The sequence below is a fragment of the Rhodococcus sp. PvP016 genome, from assembly GCF_017832185.1.
Classification (GTDB): domain Bacteria; phylum Actinomycetota; class Actinomycetes; order Mycobacteriales; family Mycobacteriaceae; genus Rhodococcoides.
This window is the reverse complement of record NZ_JAFIBH010000001.1, coordinates 4,067,385-4,089,036: the sequence shown is the minus strand read 5'-3', so window position 1 is coordinate 4,089,036 and position 21,652 is coordinate 4,067,385. Positions and strand designations below refer to the sequence as shown.

The window sequence follows — 21,652 nt, the reverse complement described above, 5'->3', positions numbered from 1 at the left end:
GCGATGGCGTGACCGGCCACTGCACTGCGCACCGCCTTCGCCGACACCCTCACCGCCCTCGGCCGCTGGCAGTTCCACGGGCCCGCGCCGGCATCGGATGCGACGTGCTCGAGAATGAGTAACGACGCTGGTCACCACCGTGTGGGGTCGGCGGCCACGATATCGACCCTTGCCTCATCTATCAGGCGAGAGATCGTCTCTTTGGTGCTGCTGATGCCGGCCCAGGACGGGTCGACATCCGAGGCGATACACCAAGCGTGGTCGGCCGGCCAGACGAACGCAGCCGGCGGCATGGAATCGAGTCCTGTGACGGCACTCCATTGGCCGACCTCGCTTAGTGGTCCGGTGAACAAGTGGTAACTGCGGTTCGGGATGTGCAGGGTAGGTGGGCCTGGATCGATGTCACGATCGATATCCGGCCAGCCTTCCCACAGGAAGAAGTAGCACTGATCGGGAGTCGTTGTCTCCGATCTCAAGAGGTCGCACAACTCGGCGAAAAACGGGTGCGTCGCCCCCTTCCGAGATTGGCCGCGGCGGGATCTCGGGCCGCAGGGATTCTCCCTCGTCCGGGATGTACCGCAGTCGGGCGTGAGACTCGAAGAGGGTGTGTGGTCCGAATTTCGCCAGCTCGTCCCACGGCACCGTTGATTCGGTGATCCACCGGGCAGGAGCCGGATCGCTCGAGTACTGCAGAACCATTGCGTCAGTCAATCACGGCGTCGACGCGATCATGGCCGCGTTGACTGACCATCGGTCTGACGCCGGACGTGCGATTCGGCAGCGGCTTCATGCGTCTTTCTGCGAAGTCGACCTGACTGCGCCCGTAGGTCGATCGGTGGCGACTGGAAGCGCCTCCGCCCTTCGATTCGTAAGGTCCCGTTCTCGCCCAATCTCTGGTTATGTCGGAGACTGCGTGAGTGAACAGATTCTTCCCGAACCTCGAGCCCCGTCTCCATGCAGAATGGACACCGACCGGCGGGACTCATGTCGGGTCCTCGACCATGCCGGACACCTGGACCCGCGCGCTTCGCCGACTCGGTGCCGATCTCACCGTCCGTCAGTACAGCGGTTCCGTTACTCACGTCGACTGGGTGGTCCAGTATGACCCCGACGGTGGATCAGCTTGGCTGACAAGCGATGTGACCACGGCAGGGAACGGGAGGTCAGGCGCTTCCGGTAACGGGTCGGGTGCAGGTATCGACGCCGACGAAGAGACGATTCTGGTGTCGATGGCTGACCTGGCGTCCACCGCGATTGCGGAGTGCGGCGTGGCCTGGCCACGAGCAGATGGCGGCGGATTCTTGCGTTCGCTGCTCGTCGACGGCGTCGCCACCTGGCGGGACAAGTCGGGGCGCGACGTCCCGATCGGGAACTTGGACTAGTAGGTCACCGTAACGAGCAAAGTGATTGTTCCGTATCCGAGTGCGAGATCTTGCGGAGCCACTCGGACTTGTGCGCGAGGGTGTGCCAACGGCGTTCGAGTCGGTGTAACCCGATCAGTTGTTCACCGGCAGTGGCTTCGAGTTGGGCGCGCGGTCCGGTATGAAAGCGAATCATCCTGGTCTGCTGTAATGATTGGGCCTATGGCCGTGACCGACACCGATTCCCAGCCATCGGCAGGCGTGTTCGTAGTCTTCGAGGTACTGGCTGACCAGCCGGGGCCTGATGGGCGTGTCCGTCGACAGGAATGCAGGACAGTCGACGAGGCACACCGTTATGCGCGCTTGTTGCTGCGCCGGCGCCCCGCCAGCACGACCATCATCGGCTTCGAACCCGCTGCCGGTCATCCAGAGGAGATCGGCTCGCTCGACAGCGACGGTTGGCACCCCCGCACCTGACGAGTCGGCATTCGCCAGCCGATCAGTGCACGCCCGGCGTAGTCATCATGCAGGCAGTATGAACATCAGACAGGGCAGAGGATGTGAAGCAACTTGCGAAGTGACGTCATCCGAAGCGATGCCCGTGCGCCCGGAATCGGGACCGCGCTGTCGGCTGTCCCGTTTCTGATGCTGGTCGCGGGCATGCGGTACGAGTGGTGGAGTTACCCCTCGCCGGCAGAACTGATCCTGGATCTGGGCACGGTGTGGCTCGGCATCCTCGGCTTGGCAGTTGTCGGAGTTGTCTGGGCCGTCAGGCTGTGGCGATACCGGCTCCACCGTGGCAAGTTCGCGTGGGGGAGCGTTTTCGCCCCGCTGCTCGTCATGGGCGTGGCGATCTCGTTCGCGGTGATAGACCTGCCTGCTGTTCGGGATTTCGATCGAGCTAAAGACGGTATGGAGGACCTTGCGAAGTCAATGCTCCGAGACGACACGGACACCGTTGCAGGGGTCGCGGTCGACGGGGTGTCCTTCTCGCCCGTGTACGTCGGAAAGGACGACTGTGTCTACTTCGTCAACAGCGACCGGAACGACACCTTGAGCAGAGCCGGATGGCTGTACGCCGGTCGATGCACCCCACAACCGAACACGCTCCGCCACCTCGACGCACTGGTCGGAGATTGGTACTCGTTCGAGCAGGAATCGTGACGGCGTTGTCCGCAGATTGGTTCGAAGCGACGGCCCCGCCGACACCGCCGCGCCGGGTCTAGGATCACCGTCATGACCCTCGAGCGAAAGCATGCCGCACTCTGATCCGCTCGGCAGCGCCGACGACGTAGCTGCCCGCGTTCGGCTCCTGTATCCCGGCGCGGTCGCGCTCCTCCGACAGGCCATCCACGCCGCGGTGACGTCCGAGGGTCGGTCGGACATCCGACTGAGGCCGGACCAGCGCCTTTTTGGACCGTCCATGATCGACGACGACATCCGAGTGGTCGTCGGTCATAGTTTCCATCCGTACGCGTATGACTTGGGAACCTTTCCGCCCGGGAGTACCCCGATGTTCGTCCGCGTCGCTGTCTCGGCGTACCGACTGTTGGATCCTGCTCAGCCACTGCGGTATCGACCAGGCCCGACAGGCGAGATCTCTCGCACTGAGGCGGAAGGCTGGCTTCGGGGCGGTCTGGGGGACTCGTGGTCTGATTTCGCCTACTTGCGCGGTGTGGCCGGGGATGTGCCTGAGCGTGCGGGTCGGTACCGGTTCGGGTTCATTCTCGATGTGACAGGGTCGCCCCTGCTGGCGCCGAACAACTTCGACTGGTCGAGGGTGGACGGGCAGCTCGAAGAGAACGTCCGCAAGATCGAACCGTCACCGGCGAATGTCGGACTACAGCAACAGATCTCGCGCGAGGGGCCTTTCGTCGACCCCACCGATTACCTGGATCCGCGGACAACCGCGGACGGTCGGTGGCGACTCGAGACGAGCGTGCGCGATGCCGATCGAGACGCGGTGGAGGCGATCGCCCTGCTTGCCGACCTGCTCAGTATCCGCGGCTACGTGCACAGCGCACTGGTTCCACTCTCCCTTCATCTGAGCGGACGCACAGCAACTCTCACGTACCGCCTCGGGGATCGCCCGGAAGTGTACGACGCTGCGGTTCCCGTGCCCTCGCGTGCGGATGTGAGCGCTCTACCTGTGTCGACGGACTGGATCGAACGCTTCGGCTACCACCCGCCGACATTCCCGATGACCGCCGAGCAGTGGGCTCGAGGGTTGTGCGCGTTCTGGACCGAGATGGTCGCCTACGGCCGCATCGGCGATGCACGCCCACCATGGTCGGACCGACGAATCCGGTCGCGGGAGTGATCAGCGAATCGCCGTTGCTGTGTTGGTGCCCATCTGGTGTGGTCGGCGAAGCGTGTGCGTGCTGCGAGTACCTGCTGTCGCCGCATACCCTCGACTCGTGATGTCGTACCCCGTAGGTCGAACGCTGATTCGGATAGCGCTGCTCGCAGCTCTGGCACCGACGGCGGTCGCGGGGTGTGCGGCAGACCCCGGTCGAGGCGACGAAACGACGTCGATCGATGCGTCCTCCATCGAGTTGACTCAACCGAGCCTTGGTGGGGATGTCGACGCCGCTCGCGCTCGACTTCTGGGTACTGACGTCGCGACGTTCACGTCGTCGCTCACGAACCCCGAGCTGGTGCCGATTTCTCCGGACGTTCTTCACCAGACTGCGCTGGAGGCCTGTAGCGAACTGGGTTTCAACGGCGACGCACCGTCTGCGTTCTCGCTCGTCTCGACGACGCTGCAGGTGTCCGACGATGCCGCAAGGGAGCTCGTCACCGCGGGGGTGCACGTTCTATGTCCGGCTGAACTATTCCACTTACCGCGGTAGGACAACATGACGATGCCGATCAACCGACTCGACACCGCTCACCATCGTGGTGGAATTGCCGCGCATGTCGGACTGCTCATCGACGCGGTCGCACACCGGGACCGGTGGCGGATTGCGCGCCGAGCGACGGGTGCCCTTCTCGATGAGTTGCTCAGCGGCGCATATGACGACGTCTACGGCGAGCCGGGTAAGGATGTCGGACTCGATGGTGCGCCGGTGGTGATGGTGGACGACGGGATGGCGGTGGTGATCGCAGCGGCCCGTGGTGGAGGTATCGAGCAACCGGTTCCGGTGTGTGCGCTGCTCATCCAATCGGGCATTCCCGGCCACGGATGGCTGGTCGGTGGACTGACACAAGAACACCTAGTGGACAACGACTTCCAGCGTCGAGTTCAACACAACGAGTTCGCCCCGGACGAGGACGCGGCGATCATTGCCGGCCACATGCCACTCGACGAGGAGGCAGCATCGATCGACTGGAACGATGACGCGGCAGTTGTGCGCCGCGTTCCCTCTGCCGTGATCACTGTCGCCGACGCACGCTCCGAGGCAGAGGAGATGCCCCGCGAACAGTGGGTGTGGGAGGCGGACAACAGATACTCCTTCGCAGCTTTGTATCTCCGCGCCACTCACCCGGAACTGGTGCGGGAGTTCCCATAGCGAGTCACTCGCGTGTGAACACGACTCTCATCTGATAGCGCGGCAATAATTTCACGCCTATACGTCCACTCCTGCCCTTACTTCAACGCCCTTTGAGAGCCTGATCAGATGTGGTCCCGAGATCTCGAGTTAGTCGACGAGTGGACTTTGCTGCTCTTGCCCGAGTCAGGGTCGGGTGCGCCGACGCAGATGGTCGACGCGCGCTTCGCGGTGGGTCGGATCCGCGATGGCGCCTACGCGGCGCATACCTGACGACGATCGCATTCGGTGGACACTCTCGCTTCATGAGACAGGACGCTCGGTGTCGAGCGCTACACGGTGGCCCTGCACGTAGACCTCACGCTCGCTGAGGCAACTGTCGAGATTGCGGACATCGTGCAGACCGAACTCGCGGGGTACGGGACTGCCCCCGGTTCGGTTGACATCTGATCTGTGAGGATCGCTCCTCACGGTGGAAGGATGTTTCCCATGCCGAAAGCATTCCCCGAGGAGTTCCGCCGCGACGTCATCGCCGTCGCACGCAAGGGCGAGGCTCCGCTGCGCCAGATCGCGAAGGACTTCGGAATCTCCGAAGGCTGCCTGCACCGCTGGCTCAAGATCGCCGACCGCGACGACGGGATCACCCCCGCTGACGGATCGCCGACGAGCAGCGAGTCCGTCGAGCTGCGGGAAGCCCGCAAGCGCATCAAGATGCTCGAGCAGGAAGCGGAGGTGATGCGCCGCGCCGTCGGCTACCTCTCTCGGGACGTCAACCCAAAATGATCTACCCGCTGGTCCTCGACCTTGCCGCCGACGGAGTGCCCGTCACGGTGACCTGCCGGGTGCTCGGGTTCTCCACCCAAGCGTTCTACAAATGGAAAAAAGCACCAGTGACGCAACGTGACTGGGACGATGCGCACCTGATCCACGCGGCCCGTTCCATTCACGCGGACGATCCCGCGTTCGGGTACCGGTTCATCGCCGACGAGCTGCCCGATCGCGGCATCACCGCCGGCGAGAACCGGGTCGCCCGGTTGTGCTCGCAAGAACGCATCTGGTCTGTGTTCTCGAAGAAGCGCGGGCTGATCAGGAAAGCTGGCCCTCCAGTTCACGACGACCTCGTCGACCGCCGATTCACCGCAGAGGCTGCAGACGAGTTGTGGCTGACCGACATCACCGAGCACCGCACCGACGAGGGCAAGCTCTATCTCTGCGCGATCAAGGACGTGTGGTCCAACAGGATCGTCGGCTACTCGATCGACTCTCGAATGAAGGCCTCGTTGGCGGTGTCCGCGCTCGACAACGCGGTCGCGCAACGCGGTCCGACCGGGACCATCGTCCACTCCGACCGGGGTAGCCAATTCCGATCGCGAAAGTTCGTACATACGCTGTCGCACAATGCGTTACGAGGATCCATGGGCCGTGTCGGGGCATGCGGTGACAACGCTGCGATGGAATCGTTCTTCGCGCTACTACAGAAGAACGTCCTCGACCGGCAACGGTGGTCCACCCGCGAGCAGCTACGCCTGGCGATCGTGACCTGGATCGAGAGGACCTACCACCGCAAGCGCCGCCAGCGACGCCTCGGCAAGCTCACCCCGATCGAGTTTGAGACAATCAAAAGGGCCGCACACGCGGCCTGATCCGATCAACCCCACGCGTCAACCGAAGTGGGGGCAGTCCCTACTTCCCGTGGGTCGAGTGGCCAATCGGAGAGCAGCGGCTACCTGCTCACACGGGGCGTAACGACACTCGCTACCAGGGAACACGGCAACGACATTGAACGATCTGCAGCAGGGACGCTGGGCGTTCGAGTGGACTGACGCCGAGTGGCGGTGGGTGGTCTTCAGCCGCGTCGAGCTGACCCCCGCAGAGATCGATCGCATCCGGCAATCCATGTCCGATGCGAATCCTCCCCGCAAGACCCACCCTGGTCGGTCGTCGTGACGCCCGACCGAGCCGCTCGACACTTCTGTCAAAAGATCTGATTCTCCCGCAACCGCTGAACCATGGCTGCGCTGCCCGCATCTGCGTTCGCGGAGTTATCCGTGCGCGAAGGCTGGGCGCCACCTTGCGGGGAGCGCGGCGAAGAGCAAGACCACCAGCAGCGACGCCGCGAAGCAGAGGAGAGCGAAGATTCCGATCGATTCGCGAAAGAGAACGGAGTCTTCCATACGCGCCTGGATCGACGAGGGGTCCACCACACCGAACCCGCGGCTCTGTGGCGGGCTGATCGCCGCGACGGCCGCCACCGACAGACCGATGATGGCTGACACTGCCATTGGCCACCAGCGGACGGCCATCGCTCGCGCGGGCGGTGAGGCGAGTCGGTGGCGATCGGCGTTCCTGATCAACAACATGGTGCCGATGAACGACGCAATGCAGGCGACGAAGATCAGCAGGGACGACGGCAACCACGCTGGCCCGAGTGTCACGAAGGCATGTTGGTAGCCCAGAATCGAGATGCTGGCTGTCGGTGCATCCCCCAAGTCGGCGGTGAACGGGTCGAACGGCGTCACCGGCGCGGCGAAATGCCACAACAGCGACAGCACCACCGCAAGCACCGCTGCGTGGGCCACCGAAGTCGCCCATTGCCTCGTCACGCGCTCAGGCTAGCTGTCCTTCAAGGGAACCATCTGCAGGATCAGACGCATCCCGGATTTGAGTCCTCGATGAACTATCGCGTCGATTGATGTCCTCGAGCCGATTGATACGTGATTCAACTGTCCAACCACGGCACGACGGTCATCCGAGCACACTGCCGCCGGCGTTAGTCGAACGGCGGCAGCCTCCCACACCGGAGGACAGACGCTCACCGGTCGGCAGTCATCGACCATCACCGCTTCGCGTGCCAGCTGCTGTCAGACCTCGGATTCGATCGCGGTCGAACTTCTTCATCCGATAGAGGACCACCGCGCCCAAGATGGGAACCAACCATGCCGCGGCGACCGCAACCACGAAGCGACGGCGGCTCAGGTCGTCGACCGTCGCCACGGATGTGGTGACGACACCGATTCCAATCCACAACAAGCAGAACGCTCCGAATGCCGCCATGGACAGGAGCCACTCGAGCAATTCCCGGTCCAGATCGGCGGAACAGCGGGCGTCAGTCGCGCACTCGCTGAGTCCAGACTCCGCCAGCAACATGCCTTTGATAGTGCCAGATGCCCCACAATTCATCGATGTAACGTCACCGGAGATCCGATACACGTTCGATGGGCATGGTCAGATCGGATGGTCTGCCCGCTACACGGCTCAGCCATTGCGGCACAACAGCTCGGACGCAGTCCCTGTTGTCGGCACGTGTGTGCTGCAAGTCGACTTCACGGCGTACCCGACCGATGTCGATGGCAACCCACCTGCGGACCGGTCACGACTGACGGCGCCGGGACTCGACGATGTCGTCGAAGTAGTGACCTTTCCGCCCACCGTGAACGATGCGGTGACACAGTGTTTCATCGGACTCAGATCTGACAGCCCGAATCTTCGCTTAGAGTCCGTCCGAGACGAAACTTTCGTTATTTCAGTCCGACGTGGGAAGTGAGCGAGTCCAAGCGACAACTACCGCCTCGGTCGCGCCGTGATGTCGAACGATGCTGTCGTCGCGTACCCGAGCGATGAATAAGTGCTGGACTCACGTCGGTGCGAAACCCCCCATGCCCAGCGAGATGCCGAGGAACGCGACCGGAAGGTACCCGCACAGGAAGGCCACGGTGACAACGAGTCCGCGCCAACGCGAGCGTCGGTCGATCATCATTGCTGCGACGCCGAAGACCGTCACCGTGAGCACGGGTGCCGCCCAGATCAGCCAGTAGCTGACCGGCGGTGGCGGGAGATCCGCGCCTCGTCGCAGGTTGGACGGTACCGCGTAGCCTTCCGCCAGGTCCGGTGTGAGAGACGCTGCCCAGAACGCCGCGACTACGCCGAGAGCAATAGTTCCCACAACCGTGATGCTCGCGAGGATGGGTCCTGCGACGTCACCGCGCCAGGAGAACGGCGGCTCGTCCGGCGCGGTCACTGGGTTCGCGTGGTGTCGGGGGAGGGCACGGCTACCAGCAGTATGGTCCCTGCGCGTTGCGCGCCCGCGGACCATTCGTCGCATGAGAGGAAATGTTCGATGCGGATCGTGCATCGCTCGGCGCTGATGTCGGTGACATCGAGGACGAGCGCGAACCGTTGTGGAGACGTTTCACGACTGTTCCGGTCGGTCCAGTTCAGAGTCACGACGAGTGCGGGGTCTGCGTGTCCGACGTGCACGTCGGACACCGACAGCCACGGCTCGAACCCGTAAGTTTCCTGTGCGGTGGCTGATTGAACGTACCAACCCGGCTCGTTTGGGGCGCTGTCCTCCGGCGGGGCCGGCAACTCGGACATCGCCCGAATGTAGGAGGCAACCTCCTCGACGTATGCAGTTGCCGACGAGCCGCTGTCGATCCCTGGCACGGTGCCTCCCTCGAGTGAGAGTGTCGATTCGCGATGCGAGGACGACCGCGCCTCGCCCTGTTTGTCGTCGTGTCAGTGACGAGCACACCATTGTCCGGCGCTGCCTCGAACACACTGTCCCCTGCCGACGTTACTGTCGCACAATGGCGGACAATACTGCTGCACTGACGGCGTCGTGGGATTCGATAATCGACATTCTCACCCGCAACGGCATCGACATGACCCTGACATCGTCGGACGACGGTGTTCTGCGGGAATGGTACGACGAGAGTTCGTTGGCCGATCCTGCGGTCAGGTTCTGGTTCGCTGAACAGTGTTGGCGGTGCGCAACGCTGTTCCCTTCGACCGCAACACTGGATCCGGCCAGGAGCGTTGCCATCTCGCGGTTGTGGGTGCAGGTGGAGGAGGATTCGGACTACGAGCCGGAGTCATCGGTCACGGACGAGGAGGACCTCGCCGGCGGGTGGGCCGGTAGGTATGACAAGCGTTTGGTCCCCATCGCCGATCAGGACGGGGCCACATTGGTCATCGATACGAGGCCGGGTCCGCGGCAGGGGTGCGTCAGTGAGTACAAGGGTGCGTTCATCGACGAGTCGGATGTGCGGTGGAGTTCCTTGGCAGAGTTGTTCACGGAGCTGCGGACCGCGCTGACGGGGAACGGACTCTTCGCCAACCGATACGCAGCGGTGTTCGGTGACGGTCGGTTGACGTGGAGCGTCGCCGGCTGAGATCGGCGGGACGAGCCGGGTCGACCATCGCGACCTCACCGCGGCACTGCGGGCCGAGAGACGAGTCGTGTTCGACGGCACCAGAGTCCTGGCCGTCGGCAACGGGCTGAGGAGTTTCCGCATCGACGCGCCGCTGATGGACAGCGGGGAGGACGTGGACGCCGCCCTACTGTGGGACGAGGCGGACGGGCCGCTGCTCTGAGCGCGATCGTCGCCCGGACAGATCGTCAGGGACCTTCCAGGCTCGGCTCCTCAGCCTCCATCAACTCGACGTCTTCCGGGGACAGAATCTCGTTGGGGTCGTAGTCCTTGGTCAGCCCGCCATCGGCGGCAGAGCTCGGGTCCGCACCGAGGGCGACCTGCAGGCCACGCGCCAAGGGTTCGACCATCTCGGCAGGGATGAAGCTGGTCGTAAACGCCGCGGCCACAGCATCTGCGGCGAGTACTTCTGCGAGGACCGACGAGGACAGGTCGACATCGTGGCCGGCGACGTTCGACGACAGATCGCAGGACTGGAAGTAGATGGGCACGATCGACAGGGCTGTCTCCCATTGGCTTTCGAGTCCGGCGTCGACGGAGGCTGTCCGGAGTTGAGCTCGTGACGCAGCAGAGTCGGCCGCGCGCATCGGCGGTGCGTCGCGGACCTGCTCGACGTCGTTTTCGTAGCCGCCCCGGGCAAAGTTCTCGACCACGTCGATGACGGATGACCAGTTCGGTCCGAGCATTTGACCGAGATTGTCTTCGGTGACCTCGAACGTCGAGATCCGTCGTGCCTGCGAGGCGTAGTACTCCTGGGTGTCGCGTACGGGGTCGAGGTCGGCCTCGGGTGGGATCGCCGCGACCCAGAGTGCTTCGGTGATGGACGCGTCGCCGGGGACGGTACTGGCGCGGTCCGCCGCCTGGTCGGACGAGAGTTGCCCATCGACAGCGACTTGCGGGCCGGGTGCGATGCCGTTGACCAGGAGAAGGTCACCGGCGGTGTGTGACAGCTGCGTCAGGCGATCCGCAGGTTCAGCATCGCTCTGCCCTGAATCGCCTGCTGTACAGGTGTTGTCGCGTGAGTATGGATCGACCACGGCCTGAGGACGGGGGCCCTCGGCAGCGTTCTCCGTGCTTGCGCATGCGGCGATCGACAACAGGAGTGCGGCGCCACATATCTGAGCGACGAGCCGGGATCGGGAATGAACCATGAATGGATGCTAGCGAGATCCGCTCACCGTCGAGACGCGTACGCCGTCACCTCCCGGCACTGCTCACGACCACATCGAGCCGCCCAAAATGCTGGACTGCCTAGGCAACGGAGCCGCGGACCTCGCCGGGCTTCGTGACATCGAGCTCGACGGTGTGCACGCAGTCGCGGTTCGGGTCCTGCATCGCGGACATCGTGATCTGTTCACGGATCGCGCCAGCGTCACAGCGAACGGCCGAGAACGGAAAGCACTTCTTTGATGCGGTCCTCGTCACGCATGTAGTGCGTCCACTTTCCAACTCTCGTTGATCTGACGAGGCCGGCGCGTTCCAGCTCACGCATGTGAGTGGACACGGTCGATTGCGCGACCCCCGCTTTGTCCGTGATCTGAGAGACGCATACGCCGACATCGTCAGGGTCTGCGATTCCACGCTCGATCGGGAAGTTGCTGCGAGGCTCACGAAGCCACTGCAGAATTTTCAGTCGCACTGGGTTGGACAGCGCCTTGAAGACATCGATCTCGTCCGCCGCGTTCCGCACGTGACCCCATTTCTTTCGTGGACTCGCACGACCATACACCGACATATCGGGATGCAACTATTTCAGCAGCTTGCGACCGTTGAGGTGATCCAGAATGTCCGGCCGGTCGAGGGTGCGGGCTTGGTCCACTGCTGTTCGAATGACGCGAGGATTCAGGAGTGCGGATGTGTGGGGAACGCATGCGTAGCGCCCAACCGAGCAGCGCGTTCTCGACCGTGTACAGCCGGGGTCGCTCGAGTGCGTGTGCATACCTCGATCTGCGTCACGATTCTCCTTCGGTGCTCGTCTCGAACCTGGAGTGTGGCGACACGGGTGTCACCAGGGCATTGCTCGGGAACGTTCGGCCACCCGTGATCTCGGCGCGTGACTGGCAACTCGGGTTCGTGGTAGTCAGGAGGTCGAGGGTGCTCGTTCCGTCGCCGCTGCGGATGTTGTGTCAACGGACGGGCCGGACCTCCCGGTCCTGACGCTCAGTGCCAGCACCACCAGCGCGGCGAGGCCGAGTGCCGCGCCGACCCAGAGCGGCGAGACGTACCCGAGGCCGAGCGCGATGGTCAGTCCTCCGATCCAGGCACCGAGAGCGTTTCCGATGTTGAGTGCCGCGATGTTGAGGCCGGAAGCCATCGTGGGTACGTCTTCCGCGTGCCGCATGACGCGAAGCTGTAGGCCGGGTGCCGTGGCGAATCCGACCGTCCCGAGAATGAACATTGCAACGAGTGTCAGCGCCTTGTTCCCTGCACCCAGAGCGAACACCGCCAGGAGGGCGGACATGGTGAGGATCAGCAGCGCCAGCGATTTGTCGAGTGCTCGGTCGGCGAGGCGCCCACCGAGCAGGTTTCCCAGAAAGGTCCCGGCGCCGAACAGCAGAAGTATGAGCGGGACGGTGGATTCGGCGAATCCCGTCACATCCGTGAGAGTGAACGCGATGTAGGTGTAGGCGCCGACCATCGACCCGAAGGTGAGGACGCTCACCAGGGCGGAGGCGAGAGCGGGGCGGCGGCGGAAGACGTGCATCTCGGATCGGATGCCCGGTGAGGGCTGGTCGTTCTTCACGGTGACGAGCAGCTGCATTCCCACCAGTGACAGCACGCCGATGATCGTGATGGCCCAGAACGTGGATCGCCACCCGAGTTGTTGTCCGAGGAGCGTGCCTAGCGGGATCCCGGCGACGTTGGCGACGGTCAGTCCGGCGAACATCAAGGCAATGGCCCCGGCACGACGAGTTTCGACGACGAGGCCCGCGGCCACCACGGCACCGACACCGAAGAATGCTCCGTGGCACAGTGCTGCGATGACGCGACCGACCATGAGGACCGCGAAGTTCGTTGCCAGAGCGGAGACCATGTTGCCGAGGATGAACAGGACCATGAGCCCGACCAGGGCTTGCTTCTTCTTGAAGCGGGACAGGAAAGCCGTCAGTGCGATCGCGCCGAGAGCAACGCTCAGGGCGTAGCCGGACACGGCGTATCCAGCGGTGGATTCTCCGATGTGGAGATCTCGGGAGATTTCGGGCAGCAGCCCGACGATGCCGAATTCGGTCAGACCTATCCCGAATCCGCCGATCGCGAGTGCAATGAGGCCGGCGTGGGTGCCAGCGGTCTTCTCTGCCATGTGGTTTCCTCTCTCGCATCGATATATCGGGAATTTACGGTATGACGTCCATCGTTATATACCGATGTGACGATGCTCACCCCAAGGAGGAGGTCGCCGCACAGACCGAGCAACTGTGCGAGAGGAGTGCGGCCCTCACTGGGGCCAGGTGGGGACTCCCTGGGTCAGAGGTGAGTTTGTGGCGCCCATTTCGACGGAGAACCACACGATGGCCGTCAGCATCGTCCCGCGGCGTCCCCTACGGTCTCCCACCACTCCGGCTGTCAGCGCACCCACCAACACGCCGACCAGAGCGTAAGAGCCCAGGGCGCCGGCTGTGCCGGGGTCGAAGGCCCGAGCGCGACGATCCACGTCACACTGCGCCGGTGGCGGTCACGTGCCCATCCGGCGGCTTCGGAGCGGCTGAAAGTTGTCATGGGTGATCCTCTGGTCGTGGAACTGCAGAGCCCGCCGTGTCGCATGACCTGGACCACACCAGATGTTCGCCCAGTCTTTACCCGGGGTGCTGCCGCAGGACGGGCGCGATGCCTCGGGACCCGTCGCCACCCGGCGTGTGTCCCGGTGCGTGATGGGCACGAACGACGGAACGAACAAGCTCGGCGACGGCGTCGACGGCGGCTGTGGAGTCGCCCTTCTGCCGCGCCAACGACAGTTGCACCGTCTCCTCGGCGGCAAGAGGTCTGTAGACGACACCGTCGAGGCCTAGGTGGCGCACGGCTTCGGGTGCCAGGGCGACTCCGAGTCCTGCAGCGACGGAGACGACCTGAGTGGCCGTCTCACTGACTTCTGCTGTGCGGGGGACGAATCCGGCCCGTGCGCAGGCTGCCAGCACACGGTGGTGCATGGTCGAGCGTGACTGGGACGGGTGGGTCAGAAAGGTCTCGCCGGCGAGATCGGCAAGGTCGACGACGGATGCGTTCGCGTGGGGAGACGACGCAGGAAGAACGGCCACCAGCTTCTCCGTCCGCAGTACCTCCAGCTCGACAGCGGGGGCGGGGTGATCGGTGAGGCCCGGACGTATCAGCACGAGGTCGTATGCACCCGTGCCGAGTCCGTCGAGCAAGTGTGGTGTGAGCAGTTCCCCGCGCAGCTGCAAGTCGATGTCGGGGAGATGCTCGCGGACGCGGTGCGACAGCAGGGGGAGGACGTCGTAGGTGGCGGTCCCGACGAATCCGACCGACACCCGGCCGGTGAACCCGTCGGCGAACGCGCGCATGTCGGACACCGCGTGGTCCACCGACGAGACGATGCGCTGCGCGTGTTCGGTGAACCGCCTGCCGGCCTCGGTGATCTCGACTCGCCGTGTCGAGCGGTCGAACAGGCGCACCCCCAATTCGGTTTCGAGCCCGATGATCGTCTGAGACAACGCCGGCTGGGCGATGTGACTGCGCGCCGCGGCCCGGCCGAAGTGCCGCTCCTCGGCAAGGGTGAGGAACAGTCTCAGAACACGCGAGTCCACCGCTGCAGCATATATCGGCTCAGGCACTCAATTGATCGTGATCAGGTCTTGGACACGATCAGTGCAGCGTCCTACGGTGAACCCATGACCACGTCGTCCTATGTCTACTCCGCCGTCCGGACACCGTTCGGGCGCTTCGGTGGCTCGCTCTCCGGGGAACGCCCCGACGACCTCGCCGCCACCGTCCTGCGCGCCGTGGTGGCGAAAGTCCCGTCTCTGCAACCGGAGTCGATCGACGACGTCGTGTTCGGGTGCGCCAATCAGGCCGGCGAGGACAACAGGAACGTCGGTCGTATGGCCACGCTCCTGGCCGGGCTGCCGACCAGCGTGCCGGCCACCACGATCAACAGGTTGTGCGGCTCGTCCCTGGACGCCGCGATCATCGGTTCCCGCGCCATCGATGCGGGCGACGCGGACATCGTCGTCGCCGGTGGCGTCGAGTCGATGACGCGCGCCCCCTGGGTCATGCCGAAGCCCTCGCGGGCGTTCCCCGCCCGCGACGTCACGGCGGTCTCGACCACGTTGGGGTGGCGACTGGTGAACGAGCGCATGCCCGCGGAATGGACGATCTCGCTCGGTGAGTGCAACGAGCAGCTCGCCGGTCGATTCGGGATCTCGCGGGAGCGCCAGGACGAGTTCGCCGCCCGCTCCCACCGCCTGGCCCGTCAGGGTTGGGAGTCAGGCTTCTACGACGACATCGTGGTGCCTGTCGGGGGACTCGCCCGCGACGAGAGCATCCGCGACGATTCCACCGCCGACTCTCTTGCAGCGCTGAAGCCTGCGTTCCGTGCCGACGGGACGATCACCGCCGGCAACGCCTCCCCTCTCAACGACGGTGCGTCGGCGTTGCTCCTCGGTTCCGAGCACGCCGATCTGGGGGAACCCCTGGTGCGCATCGCCGGACGGGCTGCGCACGCCTGCGACCCGCAGGACTTCGGGTACGCCCCGGTCGCTGCGGCCGGCCGCGCCCTCGCCCGCGCGGGTATCGGATGGTCCGACGTGTCCGCGGTGGAACTCAACGAAGCCTTCGCGGTGCAGTCGATCGCGTGCGTCGACGCCTGGCTCGCTGACGGACTCAGCGACCCGGAGATCGTCAACGCCAAGGGTGGGGCGATCGCCATCGGCCACCCGCTCGGCGCATCCGGGGCACGAATCCTCGGCACGCTCGCTCACCGGTTGGTCGAGTCCCGTGGACGGTGGGGCGTCGCGGCCATCTGCATCGGCGTCGGCCAAGCCTTGGCCGTCGTCGTCGAGAACGTCCGGGAGGTCCACTGATGGTGCAGATCTGCGACTCCGCGGTGGACGCCGTCAGTGACATAGCCGACGGAAGCACCGTGCTGGTCGGCGGTTTCGGCATGGCGGGGATGCCGGTCCAGTTGATCGACGCCCTCATCGACCACGGCGCGACCGACCTGACCGTGGTGTCGAACAACGCCGGAAACGGTGACACCGGCCTCGCCGCACTGCTGGCGGCCGGGCGTGTGCGGAAGGTGATCTGCTCGTTTCCGCGGCAGTCCGACTCGTGGGTGTTCGACGGCCTCTACCGAGCCGGCGACATCCAGTTGGAAGTCGTCCCGCAGGGGACACTCGCCGAGCGGCTCCGCGCCGCGGGTGCCGGAATCGGCGCTTTCTACTGCCCCACCGCCGTCGGAACTCCGCTCGCCGACGGCAAGGAACAGCGCGAGATCGACGGTCGGCAGTACATCCTCGAGTATCCGTTGGCCGGTGACGTGGCTCTGATCGGTGCGCACCGGTCCGATGGCATAGGCAACCTGGTCTACCGCAAGACCGCCCGCAACTTCGGTCCGGTGATGGCGACCGCAGCGCGGACCACCATCGCCCAGGTGAGTGAAATCGTCGCCACCGGTGACCTCGATCCCGAGAACGTCGTCACTCCCAGCATCTACATCGACAAGGTGGTCGCCGTATGACCGGTCCGCTCTCGAGGTCGGCGATGGCCGCACTGGTCGCCGCCGACATCGCACCCGGCTCGTTCGTCAACCTCGGAATCGGTCTGCCCACGTCCGTCGCCGATCACCTCTCCGGCGACTCGGGGGTGGTACTGCACACCGAGAACGGGATGCTCAACATGGGCCCGGCGGCCACCGGCGACGACATCGACCCGGATCTCACCAATGCCGGCAAAGCGCCCGTCACCGAGCTCCCCGGCTCGGCGTATTTCCATCACGCTGATTCCTTCGCCATGATGCGCGGCGGGCACCTCGATGTGTGTGTGCTCGGTGCGTTCCAGGTGTCGATGACCGGTGACCTCGCCAATTGGCACACCGGTGCGCCGGACGCCATCCCCGCGGTCGGTGGGGCGATGGATCTCGCGATCGGTGCCAAGCAGGTGTTCGTGATGATGTCCCTCTTCGCCAAGGACGGAACCTCCAAGCTCGTCGAGCGGTGCAGCTACCCGCTGACCGGAGTCGGATGCGTCTCGCGCATCTACACGGATCTCGCCGTGTTCGACGTCGGTGCGTCCGGAGTGACTGTGCGCGAGACCTTCGGAATCACGATGGACGAGCTCTCGGATCGGGTCGGGCACACCCTGCGTCGGTTGTGAGGATGCACCGTACGTCCGACCATGCCGGCCGAGGCGAGTCGACTCGCGCCCGTCGATCCACTCGGCCGACGCGAACGGGCGAAAGGAGCCGACGCTGCTGCTGGGTGCCGCTTCAGCGAATCGGCGCGTCAGCTGACTGAACGCAGGGTGTTCGGCCGCTCTCGTTGCGACATCGTGCGGCGAGGTCGACCATTGAAGTCATGCCTGTCTCCGAACTACTCCGTCTCGGCACCGCCCGCCCGATCATTCGTTGGGGCACGTCCGTGCTGCACACCCCGGCTCGACCGGTAACTGATTTCGGGGACACTCTCCAAGAACTCTTGGCCGACATGTTCGCGACCAACACCGCCGCTGACGGCGCAGGCCTGGCCGCTCAGCAAATCGGCATAGATCTTGCGGTCTTCATCTACGACTGCAGCGACGAGACCGGACAGCAGCGCACCGGTGTCGTCTGCAACCCGGTCGTCGACCTGCCGGAGGCGAGTCACCGGCGACTCATCGACTTCGGAGAAGGCTGCCTGTCGTTACCCGGCGCCTACACCGATCTCGCACGACCTGAATACGCGACCTGCCGCGGCCGAGACCAGTTCGGAGATTCGATCGAACTCACCGCCGGCGGCACTCTCGGACGCTGCTTCCAACACGAGACCGATCACATCAACGGCATAGTGTTCGGCGACCGACTGTCCACGCGTAAGCGTAAGCAACTTCACCGAGACCATGAGATGGTCTCCGACCGTTACGGAACAGAGTGGCCAGCGACGTAAGTCGCCAGTTCGGCAAGATTGTGCTCGTCCGAAATTGCGTGGTCTCGACAACGTGGCTGCTGCGTCTTCTGTCTCGAGGACGGTAGCCGTCAGGCGGTAGTGGCAGTCCGCGGACCTCGAGGTACATCTCGTGATCGAACTGGACCTCTCGCCCCGGTACGCCCGGAGGTGAGGAGTCACCTCGATCCGACCGTCAGGCGTTCACGATCGTGGAACTTTTTGCGGCGCATACAGTGCGCTGCACACGAATGCAGGAGCGCCGGTGAACGCCACCGCCATGGAGAGCTCGCGCCCGGACATCCCGGAGGGGATGAACAACAGACCGGGTACGACGAACAACCACACACCGACCGTGGTGGACACAGCGAACAACACGCGGTCCCACAGCCGGGCAGCAATGCCGCCGAGAAGTGCCAATGCCCACCGCCCGCCCAGGTACGCCCCGACACCCACGAACAGCGACAGCGCGACACCGACCACGGCGCCGAACCCTGCGCTGATCAGGCCGCCGAATCGACCGCCGACGTAAGCGCCCCCGGCCACGCCCACGGCGGCGGGGATGCCGTAGGCGCACCGCTCCCAGCGTTCCCAGGTCGTTGCCATCAGCTCACACTAGGCGCAATATCTGGCGCTCGCGGAGGGTGACGCTCAGAGGCACCGTCAGTGAGCGGCGTCGAACGCCTCGACGACTCCAGTCGGAATCCGGCCCCGATCACTCACCTCGTACCCGTTGCTGCCGGCCCACTCCCGGATCGCCCGCGTCTGCTCCGGATCACGCTTCCGAGACTTCGTGGACGCTGCCGCGGCGGCAGCTCGGACAGCGGAGGTATGCCCACCCCGGGTGCGGCCACCGACCTTCGCCGCATACTCGATGTAATAGGCGAGCGCCTTCCGGAACTTTTCCGAGTTCTCGTCCCTCAGGTCGATCGCGTAGTCGACGCCGTCGACGGAGAACTCGATCGATTCCCCGGTACCGTCGGCGATGACGGACCCGTCGATGTCATCGGTCAATTCGACGATCAGATTCCTGGCCACGGTGCGATGTACCCGTCTTTCCTCGGTGCAACGGTCAAAACGTGCCTGTTCACCGTCTCATAGCTGCGTCCCTCCGCAACCCTTGCGGTCGAGCCGCACCACCTGTCGATGCACTGTTGCCTCGCCCACCGTCTGCGCAAGCACGAACGTCGACGCTGGGAAGTCGCTGACTGGGAGAATGCGGAGATGAGCGGCGAGACACCCACACTGGCCGAGCTGATCGCTCGGCACCGGGCCAGTGCCCGGCTGAGCGTGACGACCAGACTCGAGGCGTCATACTTCCCGGTGTCGACTCCTGCCGATCCGGTCCGCCTCGAGGTGTCCAGGGCGCCGGGGGACCGATGGCGGGTCGATCGTGCGGGGGCGACGGTATACGTGCGTGACGGCGATGACGCCTTCGTGCTGCACGAAGGGATGATGCACACAGTCGCCGCGGACACCCGTCAGATGGTCGCGCTGCAGCCGGTCAACCCACTGTGGTTCTTCGGCGAGCAGTCTTTGATGCTGAGGTGGGCCGATGCACCCCCGGACCCTGAGACGGCGACGGTCGCCGGCTCGGTCACAGTCGAAGGGCGTCTTGGTCGGCGAATCATGTGCCCCGCCCTGAACTTCGGAGACGTCGACGACCCCATGGAATTCGTCGTCGACGACGCCACCGGTCTCGTCCTTCAGATCGCATCGTCATCGGGGCATCTCATGGGAACACTTCGCAATATCTGCCTGGTGCAACACTTCCCGGCCGGAACGTTCGCATGGACAGGACCAGTAGCAACGTTGCCGGACGAGAACACCTAGTCCGCCGCGACAATCGACGGCATTCCGGTACCCATCGGGTCGAGCACGCCGGTCACGCGCGCACTCCAACGCTCATGCGCCGATTGCCTCGACATACCGACCGCCTCGCCGATGGCCGCCCACGTCGCGCCCTGCATACGAAGAACAATCACTGTCTCGATCCCGTGCAGTCCGGCGGCAACCTGAACCCTCAAACTCAACAAGTGCCAGGCCAACGCTCGGTCCGCGGGGGCCGACGTGTTCTGTTCCTGGTCCCACTCCGGTGTCCCCGGGAGAGGCCCGGTGCCCACGACCGAGTCTGCGAAGCGTCCAGCTTCCAGTGCGGCAGCCTTGACGACACCACGAACGGCGTCCGAGATGTCCGCCTGTGCGATCAAAGTTCGATAGTTCATGCACGCCTCCTGGTCTGTCAGGTTCAGCCTGACGTTTCGTCATAGTGTTTGTCAAGCATTACCTGACATGCCCCCTCCTCGGCGTTCGTATGGAGGTCGATCCGTGTTCGGGTGTCGTCGCTTCGGCAGGCCTACTCGATTCGGGCCCTGACTCGTGGTTCGTAGCCCCACGCGCGGACCGGTCGGCCGGGTGGAACCTCACCCGTTGGAGGTGCGTTCCACCACGCAGAACGTCCACCGTCCGCCGTCCCTGACCAGTGGGACCGTCACTGTCGACGATGGCGACGAGGAATCATCGGTGTTGATCGACATGGTCACCGGCACGGACGCCGAGTCTCCGGTGATGACGGGGGTTCCGATGTCGCGCACGATCGTCGGATACGGGGGAGGTGTCGCATCGGATCGCTGCGCGGCCGCGCACGAGTTCTCGTTGAGAGTCTGCACGTCGCCGGCGTTGTAGGCGTCGAAGTAGCGGCGCACCGTCTCGGCGGCTGCGGCTGCGGCGCGGTCCTCGGCCGTCTGCTCGGGACTCGTCTCAGCGGGACCGCTTGTGGCGCAACCGATCAGGCCGACCGACAAGGCGAGAGCTACGAGGAGATGCCTCGAGCGGCGGGTGCCCGACCGGGGCAGTGTGGGTGTCGGTGCGGTGTCAGTACCCGTCGGCACGGCGGCGTTCCCGTTCGATCCGCCGCTGTTCCTCCGCGCGGGCGCGGCATTGACGCAGGAACTCGGCGTCAGCTTCCGGATCCTGCGCGACGGCCCGTCCGGGGCGATAGTCGTATTCGGCGAAACCTGATGTCGGTCGACGTCGTGCCCGGTCGCTGCCGCCCCAGATGCCGCCGCCGATCGGCCGGCCGGCCGCCAGCCACAGCAACGACCCCAGCAGCGGGAGGAACAACACCACCAGCAGCCACACCATCTTGGGCACGTGGCGCACACCGATGTCGTCGGCCGTGATCACGTCGATCAGACAGAACACCCACAACACCATCACGAGCAGGCCGAGATACGGCATGAACGCCACCACCTTCGAGGAGAACGACACCGTACGGTTTCGACTGGTCGATGGCAGAATACAGCGTGGAATGCGCGCCGCCAATCACGTTCTGCCGGCTTCTCCCACTCACCTGAAGATCAACCAGACGATCACGATGACCGTCACCGCGCACAGGACGGTGAGCGCCACCAGCAGCCACGACGTCGGGCCTGACGTCAAGTAGGGAAACATAATTCCCTGCACCACCTTTCGTAACCGTGATCCCGACTGACACCGAA

30 protein-coding genes are annotated in these 21,652 nt (G+C 64.6%); 15 read left to right on the top strand and 15 right to left on the bottom strand.

Annotated elements, in window-relative coordinates:
* Positions 1–1,001 precede the first annotated feature (1,001 nt).
* The 3 genes from JOE30_RS19135 to JOE30_RS19125 all read left to right on the top strand — a co-directional run bounded on the left by JOE30_RS19135 (position 1,002) and on the right by JOE30_RS19125 (position 2,525).
* A complete protein-coding gene (locus tag JOE30_RS19135) occupies positions 1,002–1,382 on the top strand; it encodes a hypothetical protein (RefSeq protein WP_239532419.1) in 381 nt (126 codons plus the stop codon).
* Positions 1,383–1,583: 201 nt separating this feature from the next.
* Positions 1,584–1,838 (top strand): hypothetical protein, encoded by a 255-nt coding sequence (locus tag JOE30_RS19130; protein WP_204868586.1) that lies wholly within the window; start codon positions 1,584–1,586, stop codon positions 1,836–1,838.
* A gap of 183 nt (positions 1,839–2,021) precedes the next feature.
* Positions 2,022–2,525, top strand: coding sequence for a hypothetical protein (locus JOE30_RS19125; RefSeq protein ID WP_204868585.1), 504 nt, complete (start codon positions 2,022–2,024; stop codon positions 2,523–2,525).
* Positions 2,526–2,595: 70 nt separating this feature from the next.
* Here JOE30_RS19125 and JOE30_RS19120 read toward each other — a convergent pair whose 3' ends face one another.
* On the bottom strand, positions 2,596–2,820 hold the full coding sequence (locus tag JOE30_RS19120) for a hypothetical protein (protein WP_204868584.1): 225 nt from the start codon (positions 2,818–2,820) through the stop codon (positions 2,596–2,598).
* Between the two features lie 273 nt (positions 2,821–3,093).
* Between JOE30_RS19120 and JOE30_RS19115 the strand changes: the two genes are divergently transcribed.
* The 4 genes from JOE30_RS19115 (at position 3,094) to JOE30_RS19100 (ending at position 6,495) form a co-directional block, all read left to right on the top strand.
* Positions 3,094–3,681 (top strand): hypothetical protein, encoded by a 588-nt coding sequence (locus tag JOE30_RS19115; protein WP_204868583.1) that lies wholly within the window; start codon positions 3,094–3,096, stop codon positions 3,679–3,681.
* 97 nt (positions 3,682–3,778) lie between these two features.
* Positions 3,779–4,213, top strand: coding sequence for a hypothetical protein (locus JOE30_RS19110; protein WP_204868582.1), 435 nt, complete (start codon positions 3,779–3,781; stop codon positions 4,211–4,213).
* A 6-nt stretch (positions 4,214–4,219) separates the two neighbouring features.
* Positions 4,220–4,873: a hypothetical protein gene (locus tag JOE30_RS19105; RefSeq protein WP_204868581.1), complete on the top strand. Its 654-nt coding sequence runs from the start codon at positions 4,220–4,222 to the stop codon at positions 4,871–4,873.
* A gap of 468 nt (positions 4,874–5,341) precedes the next feature.
* Positions 5,342–6,495, top strand: a protein-coding gene (locus tag JOE30_RS19100; RefSeq protein WP_204868580.1) for an IS3 family transposase whose coding sequence is annotated in 2 segments (ribosomal slippage) — positions 5,342–5,630 and positions 5,630–6,495 — 1,155 coding nt in all. Because the reading frame shifts where the segments join, the coding sequence is not laid out codon by codon here.
* Between the two features lie 399 nt (positions 6,496–6,894).
* Here JOE30_RS19100 and JOE30_RS19095 read toward each other — a convergent pair.
* The 4 genes from JOE30_RS19095 to JOE30_RS19080 all read right to left on the bottom strand — a co-directional run bounded on the left by JOE30_RS19095 (position 6,895) and on the right by JOE30_RS19080 (position 9,295).
* On the bottom strand, positions 6,895–7,455 hold the full coding sequence (locus tag JOE30_RS19095; protein WP_204868579.1) for a hypothetical protein: 561 nt from the start codon (positions 7,453–7,455) through the stop codon (positions 6,895–6,897).
* Between the two features lie 223 nt (positions 7,456–7,678).
* Positions 7,679–7,999, bottom strand: a complete 321-nt coding sequence (locus JOE30_RS19090; protein WP_204868578.1) for a hypothetical protein — start codon at positions 7,997–7,999, stop codon at positions 7,679–7,681.
* 487 nt (positions 8,000–8,486) lie between these two features.
* Positions 8,487–8,870, bottom strand: a complete 384-nt coding sequence (locus JOE30_RS19085; RefSeq protein WP_204868577.1) for a hypothetical protein — start codon at positions 8,868–8,870, stop codon at positions 8,487–8,489.
* Complete coding sequence (locus JOE30_RS19080) at positions 8,867–9,295, bottom strand: hypothetical protein (protein WP_204868576.1); 429 nt, start codon at positions 9,293–9,295, stop codon at positions 8,867–8,869. The genes JOE30_RS19085 and JOE30_RS19080 overlap by 4 nt, the downstream gene beginning before the upstream one ends.
* A gap of 143 nt (positions 9,296–9,438) precedes the next feature.
* Between JOE30_RS19080 and JOE30_RS19075 the strand changes: the two genes are divergently transcribed.
* Both JOE30_RS19075 and JOE30_RS21565 read left to right on the top strand, forming a co-directional pair.
* On the top strand, positions 9,439–10,023 hold the full coding sequence (locus JOE30_RS19075) for a hypothetical protein (protein ID WP_209993110.1): 585 nt from the start codon (positions 9,439–9,441) through the stop codon (positions 10,021–10,023).
* A 67-nt stretch (positions 10,024–10,090) separates the two neighbouring features.
* On the top strand, positions 10,091–10,225 hold the full coding sequence (locus JOE30_RS21565; protein ID WP_275581304.1) for a hypothetical protein: 135 nt from the start codon (positions 10,091–10,093) through the stop codon (positions 10,223–10,225).
* A gap of 25 nt (positions 10,226–10,250) precedes the next feature.
* On the opposite strand, the gene JOE30_RS19070 is transcribed toward JOE30_RS21565, so the two are convergent.
* The 5 genes from JOE30_RS19070 to JOE30_RS19050 all read right to left on the bottom strand — a co-directional run bounded on the left by JOE30_RS19070 (position 10,251) and on the right by JOE30_RS19050 (position 14,822).
* On the bottom strand, positions 10,251–11,159 hold the full coding sequence (locus tag JOE30_RS19070) for a hypothetical protein (RefSeq protein WP_204868574.1): 909 nt from the start codon (positions 11,157–11,159) through the stop codon (positions 10,251–10,253).
* Between the two features lie 275 nt (positions 11,160–11,434).
* Complete coding sequence (locus tag JOE30_RS19065) at positions 11,435–11,752, bottom strand: metalloregulator ArsR/SmtB family transcription factor (protein ID WP_307806246.1); 318 nt, start codon at positions 11,750–11,752, stop codon at positions 11,435–11,437.
* Positions 11,753–12,142: 390 nt separating this feature from the next.
* Entirely contained in the window at positions 12,143–13,363 is a 1,221-nt protein-coding gene (locus JOE30_RS19060) for an MFS transporter (RefSeq protein ID WP_204868572.1), read from the bottom strand.
* A gap of 135 nt (positions 13,364–13,498) precedes the next feature.
* On the bottom strand, positions 13,499–13,618 hold the full coding sequence (locus JOE30_RS21850) for a hypothetical protein (RefSeq protein ID WP_371831727.1): 120 nt from the start codon (positions 13,616–13,618) through the stop codon (positions 13,499–13,501).
* A gap of 238 nt (positions 13,619–13,856) precedes the next feature.
* Positions 13,857–14,822 (bottom strand): LysR family transcriptional regulator, encoded by a 966-nt coding sequence (locus JOE30_RS19050; protein ID WP_204868570.1) that lies wholly within the window; start codon positions 14,820–14,822, stop codon positions 13,857–13,859.
* Positions 14,823–14,906: 84 nt separating this feature from the next.
* On the opposite strand from JOE30_RS19050, the gene JOE30_RS19045 reads away from it, so the two are divergent.
* From JOE30_RS19045 to def, 4 genes are all read left to right on the top strand, one after another.
* Positions 14,907–16,097 (top strand): thiolase family protein, encoded by a 1,191-nt coding sequence (locus tag JOE30_RS19045; RefSeq protein ID WP_204868569.1) that lies wholly within the window; start codon positions 14,907–14,909, stop codon positions 16,095–16,097.
* On the top strand, positions 16,097–16,753 hold the full coding sequence (locus JOE30_RS19040; RefSeq protein WP_204868568.1) for a 3-oxoacid CoA-transferase subunit A: 657 nt from the start codon (positions 16,097–16,099) through the stop codon (positions 16,751–16,753). The genes JOE30_RS19045 and JOE30_RS19040 overlap by 1 nt, the downstream gene beginning before the upstream one ends.
* Entirely contained in the window at positions 16,750–17,388 is a 639-nt protein-coding gene (locus JOE30_RS19035) for a 3-oxoacid CoA-transferase subunit B (RefSeq protein WP_204868567.1), read from the top strand. Before JOE30_RS19040 ends, JOE30_RS19035 begins: the two co-directional genes overlap by 4 nt.
* Before the next feature lie 200 nt (positions 17,389–17,588).
* On the top strand, positions 17,589–18,155 hold the full coding sequence (gene def, locus JOE30_RS19030; RefSeq protein ID WP_204868566.1) for a peptide deformylase: 567 nt from the start codon (positions 17,589–17,591) through the stop codon (positions 18,153–18,155).
* Between the two features lie 201 nt (positions 18,156–18,356).
* Here def and JOE30_RS19025 read toward each other — a convergent pair whose 3' ends face one another.
* Together JOE30_RS19025 and JOE30_RS19020 are read right to left on the bottom strand one after the other, a co-directional pair.
* Positions 18,357–18,758 carry a hypothetical protein gene (locus tag JOE30_RS19025; RefSeq protein WP_204868565.1) on the bottom strand — a complete coding sequence of 134 codons (402 nt, stop codon included), beginning with the start codon at positions 18,756–18,758 and terminating at the stop codon, positions 18,357–18,359.
* A gap of 57 nt (positions 18,759–18,815) precedes the next feature.
* On the bottom strand, positions 18,816–19,190 hold the full coding sequence (locus JOE30_RS19020; protein ID WP_204868564.1) for an Lsr2 family protein: 375 nt from the start codon (positions 19,188–19,190) through the stop codon (positions 18,816–18,818).
* 186 nt (positions 19,191–19,376) lie between these two features.
* Between JOE30_RS19020 and JOE30_RS19015 the strand changes: the two genes are divergently transcribed.
* Positions 19,377–19,985, top strand: coding sequence for a hypothetical protein (locus JOE30_RS19015; RefSeq protein ID WP_204868563.1), 609 nt, complete (start codon positions 19,377–19,379; stop codon positions 19,983–19,985).
* On the opposite strand, the gene JOE30_RS19010 is transcribed toward JOE30_RS19015, so the two are convergent.
* The 3 genes from JOE30_RS19010 to JOE30_RS19000 all read right to left on the bottom strand — a co-directional run bounded on the left by JOE30_RS19010 (position 19,982) and on the right by JOE30_RS19000 (position 21,392).
* The gene (locus JOE30_RS19010; protein ID WP_204868562.1) at positions 19,982–20,377 is read right to left on the bottom strand and encodes a hypothetical protein; all 396 of its coding nucleotides are present in this window, start codon (positions 20,375–20,377) and stop codon (positions 19,982–19,984) included. The two genes, JOE30_RS19015 and JOE30_RS19010, sit on opposite strands and share 4 nt — an antisense overlap.
* Before the next feature lie 198 nt (positions 20,378–20,575).
* Positions 20,576–21,043, bottom strand: a complete 468-nt coding sequence (locus tag JOE30_RS19005; RefSeq protein WP_204868561.1) for a hypothetical protein — start codon at positions 21,041–21,043, stop codon at positions 20,576–20,578.
* Positions 21,027–21,392, bottom strand: coding sequence for a PLDc N-terminal domain-containing protein (locus tag JOE30_RS19000; RefSeq protein WP_204868560.1), 366 nt, complete (start codon positions 21,390–21,392; stop codon positions 21,027–21,029). Before JOE30_RS19000 ends, JOE30_RS19005 begins: the two co-directional genes overlap by 17 nt.
* Between JOE30_RS19000 and JOE30_RS18995 the strand changes: the two genes are divergently transcribed.
* Complete coding sequence (locus JOE30_RS18995; RefSeq protein WP_204868559.1) at positions 21,391–21,597, top strand: hypothetical protein; 207 nt, start codon at positions 21,391–21,393, stop codon at positions 21,595–21,597. The two genes, JOE30_RS19000 and JOE30_RS18995, sit on opposite strands and share 2 nt — an antisense overlap.
* Positions 21,598–21,652: the final 55 nt, after the last annotated feature.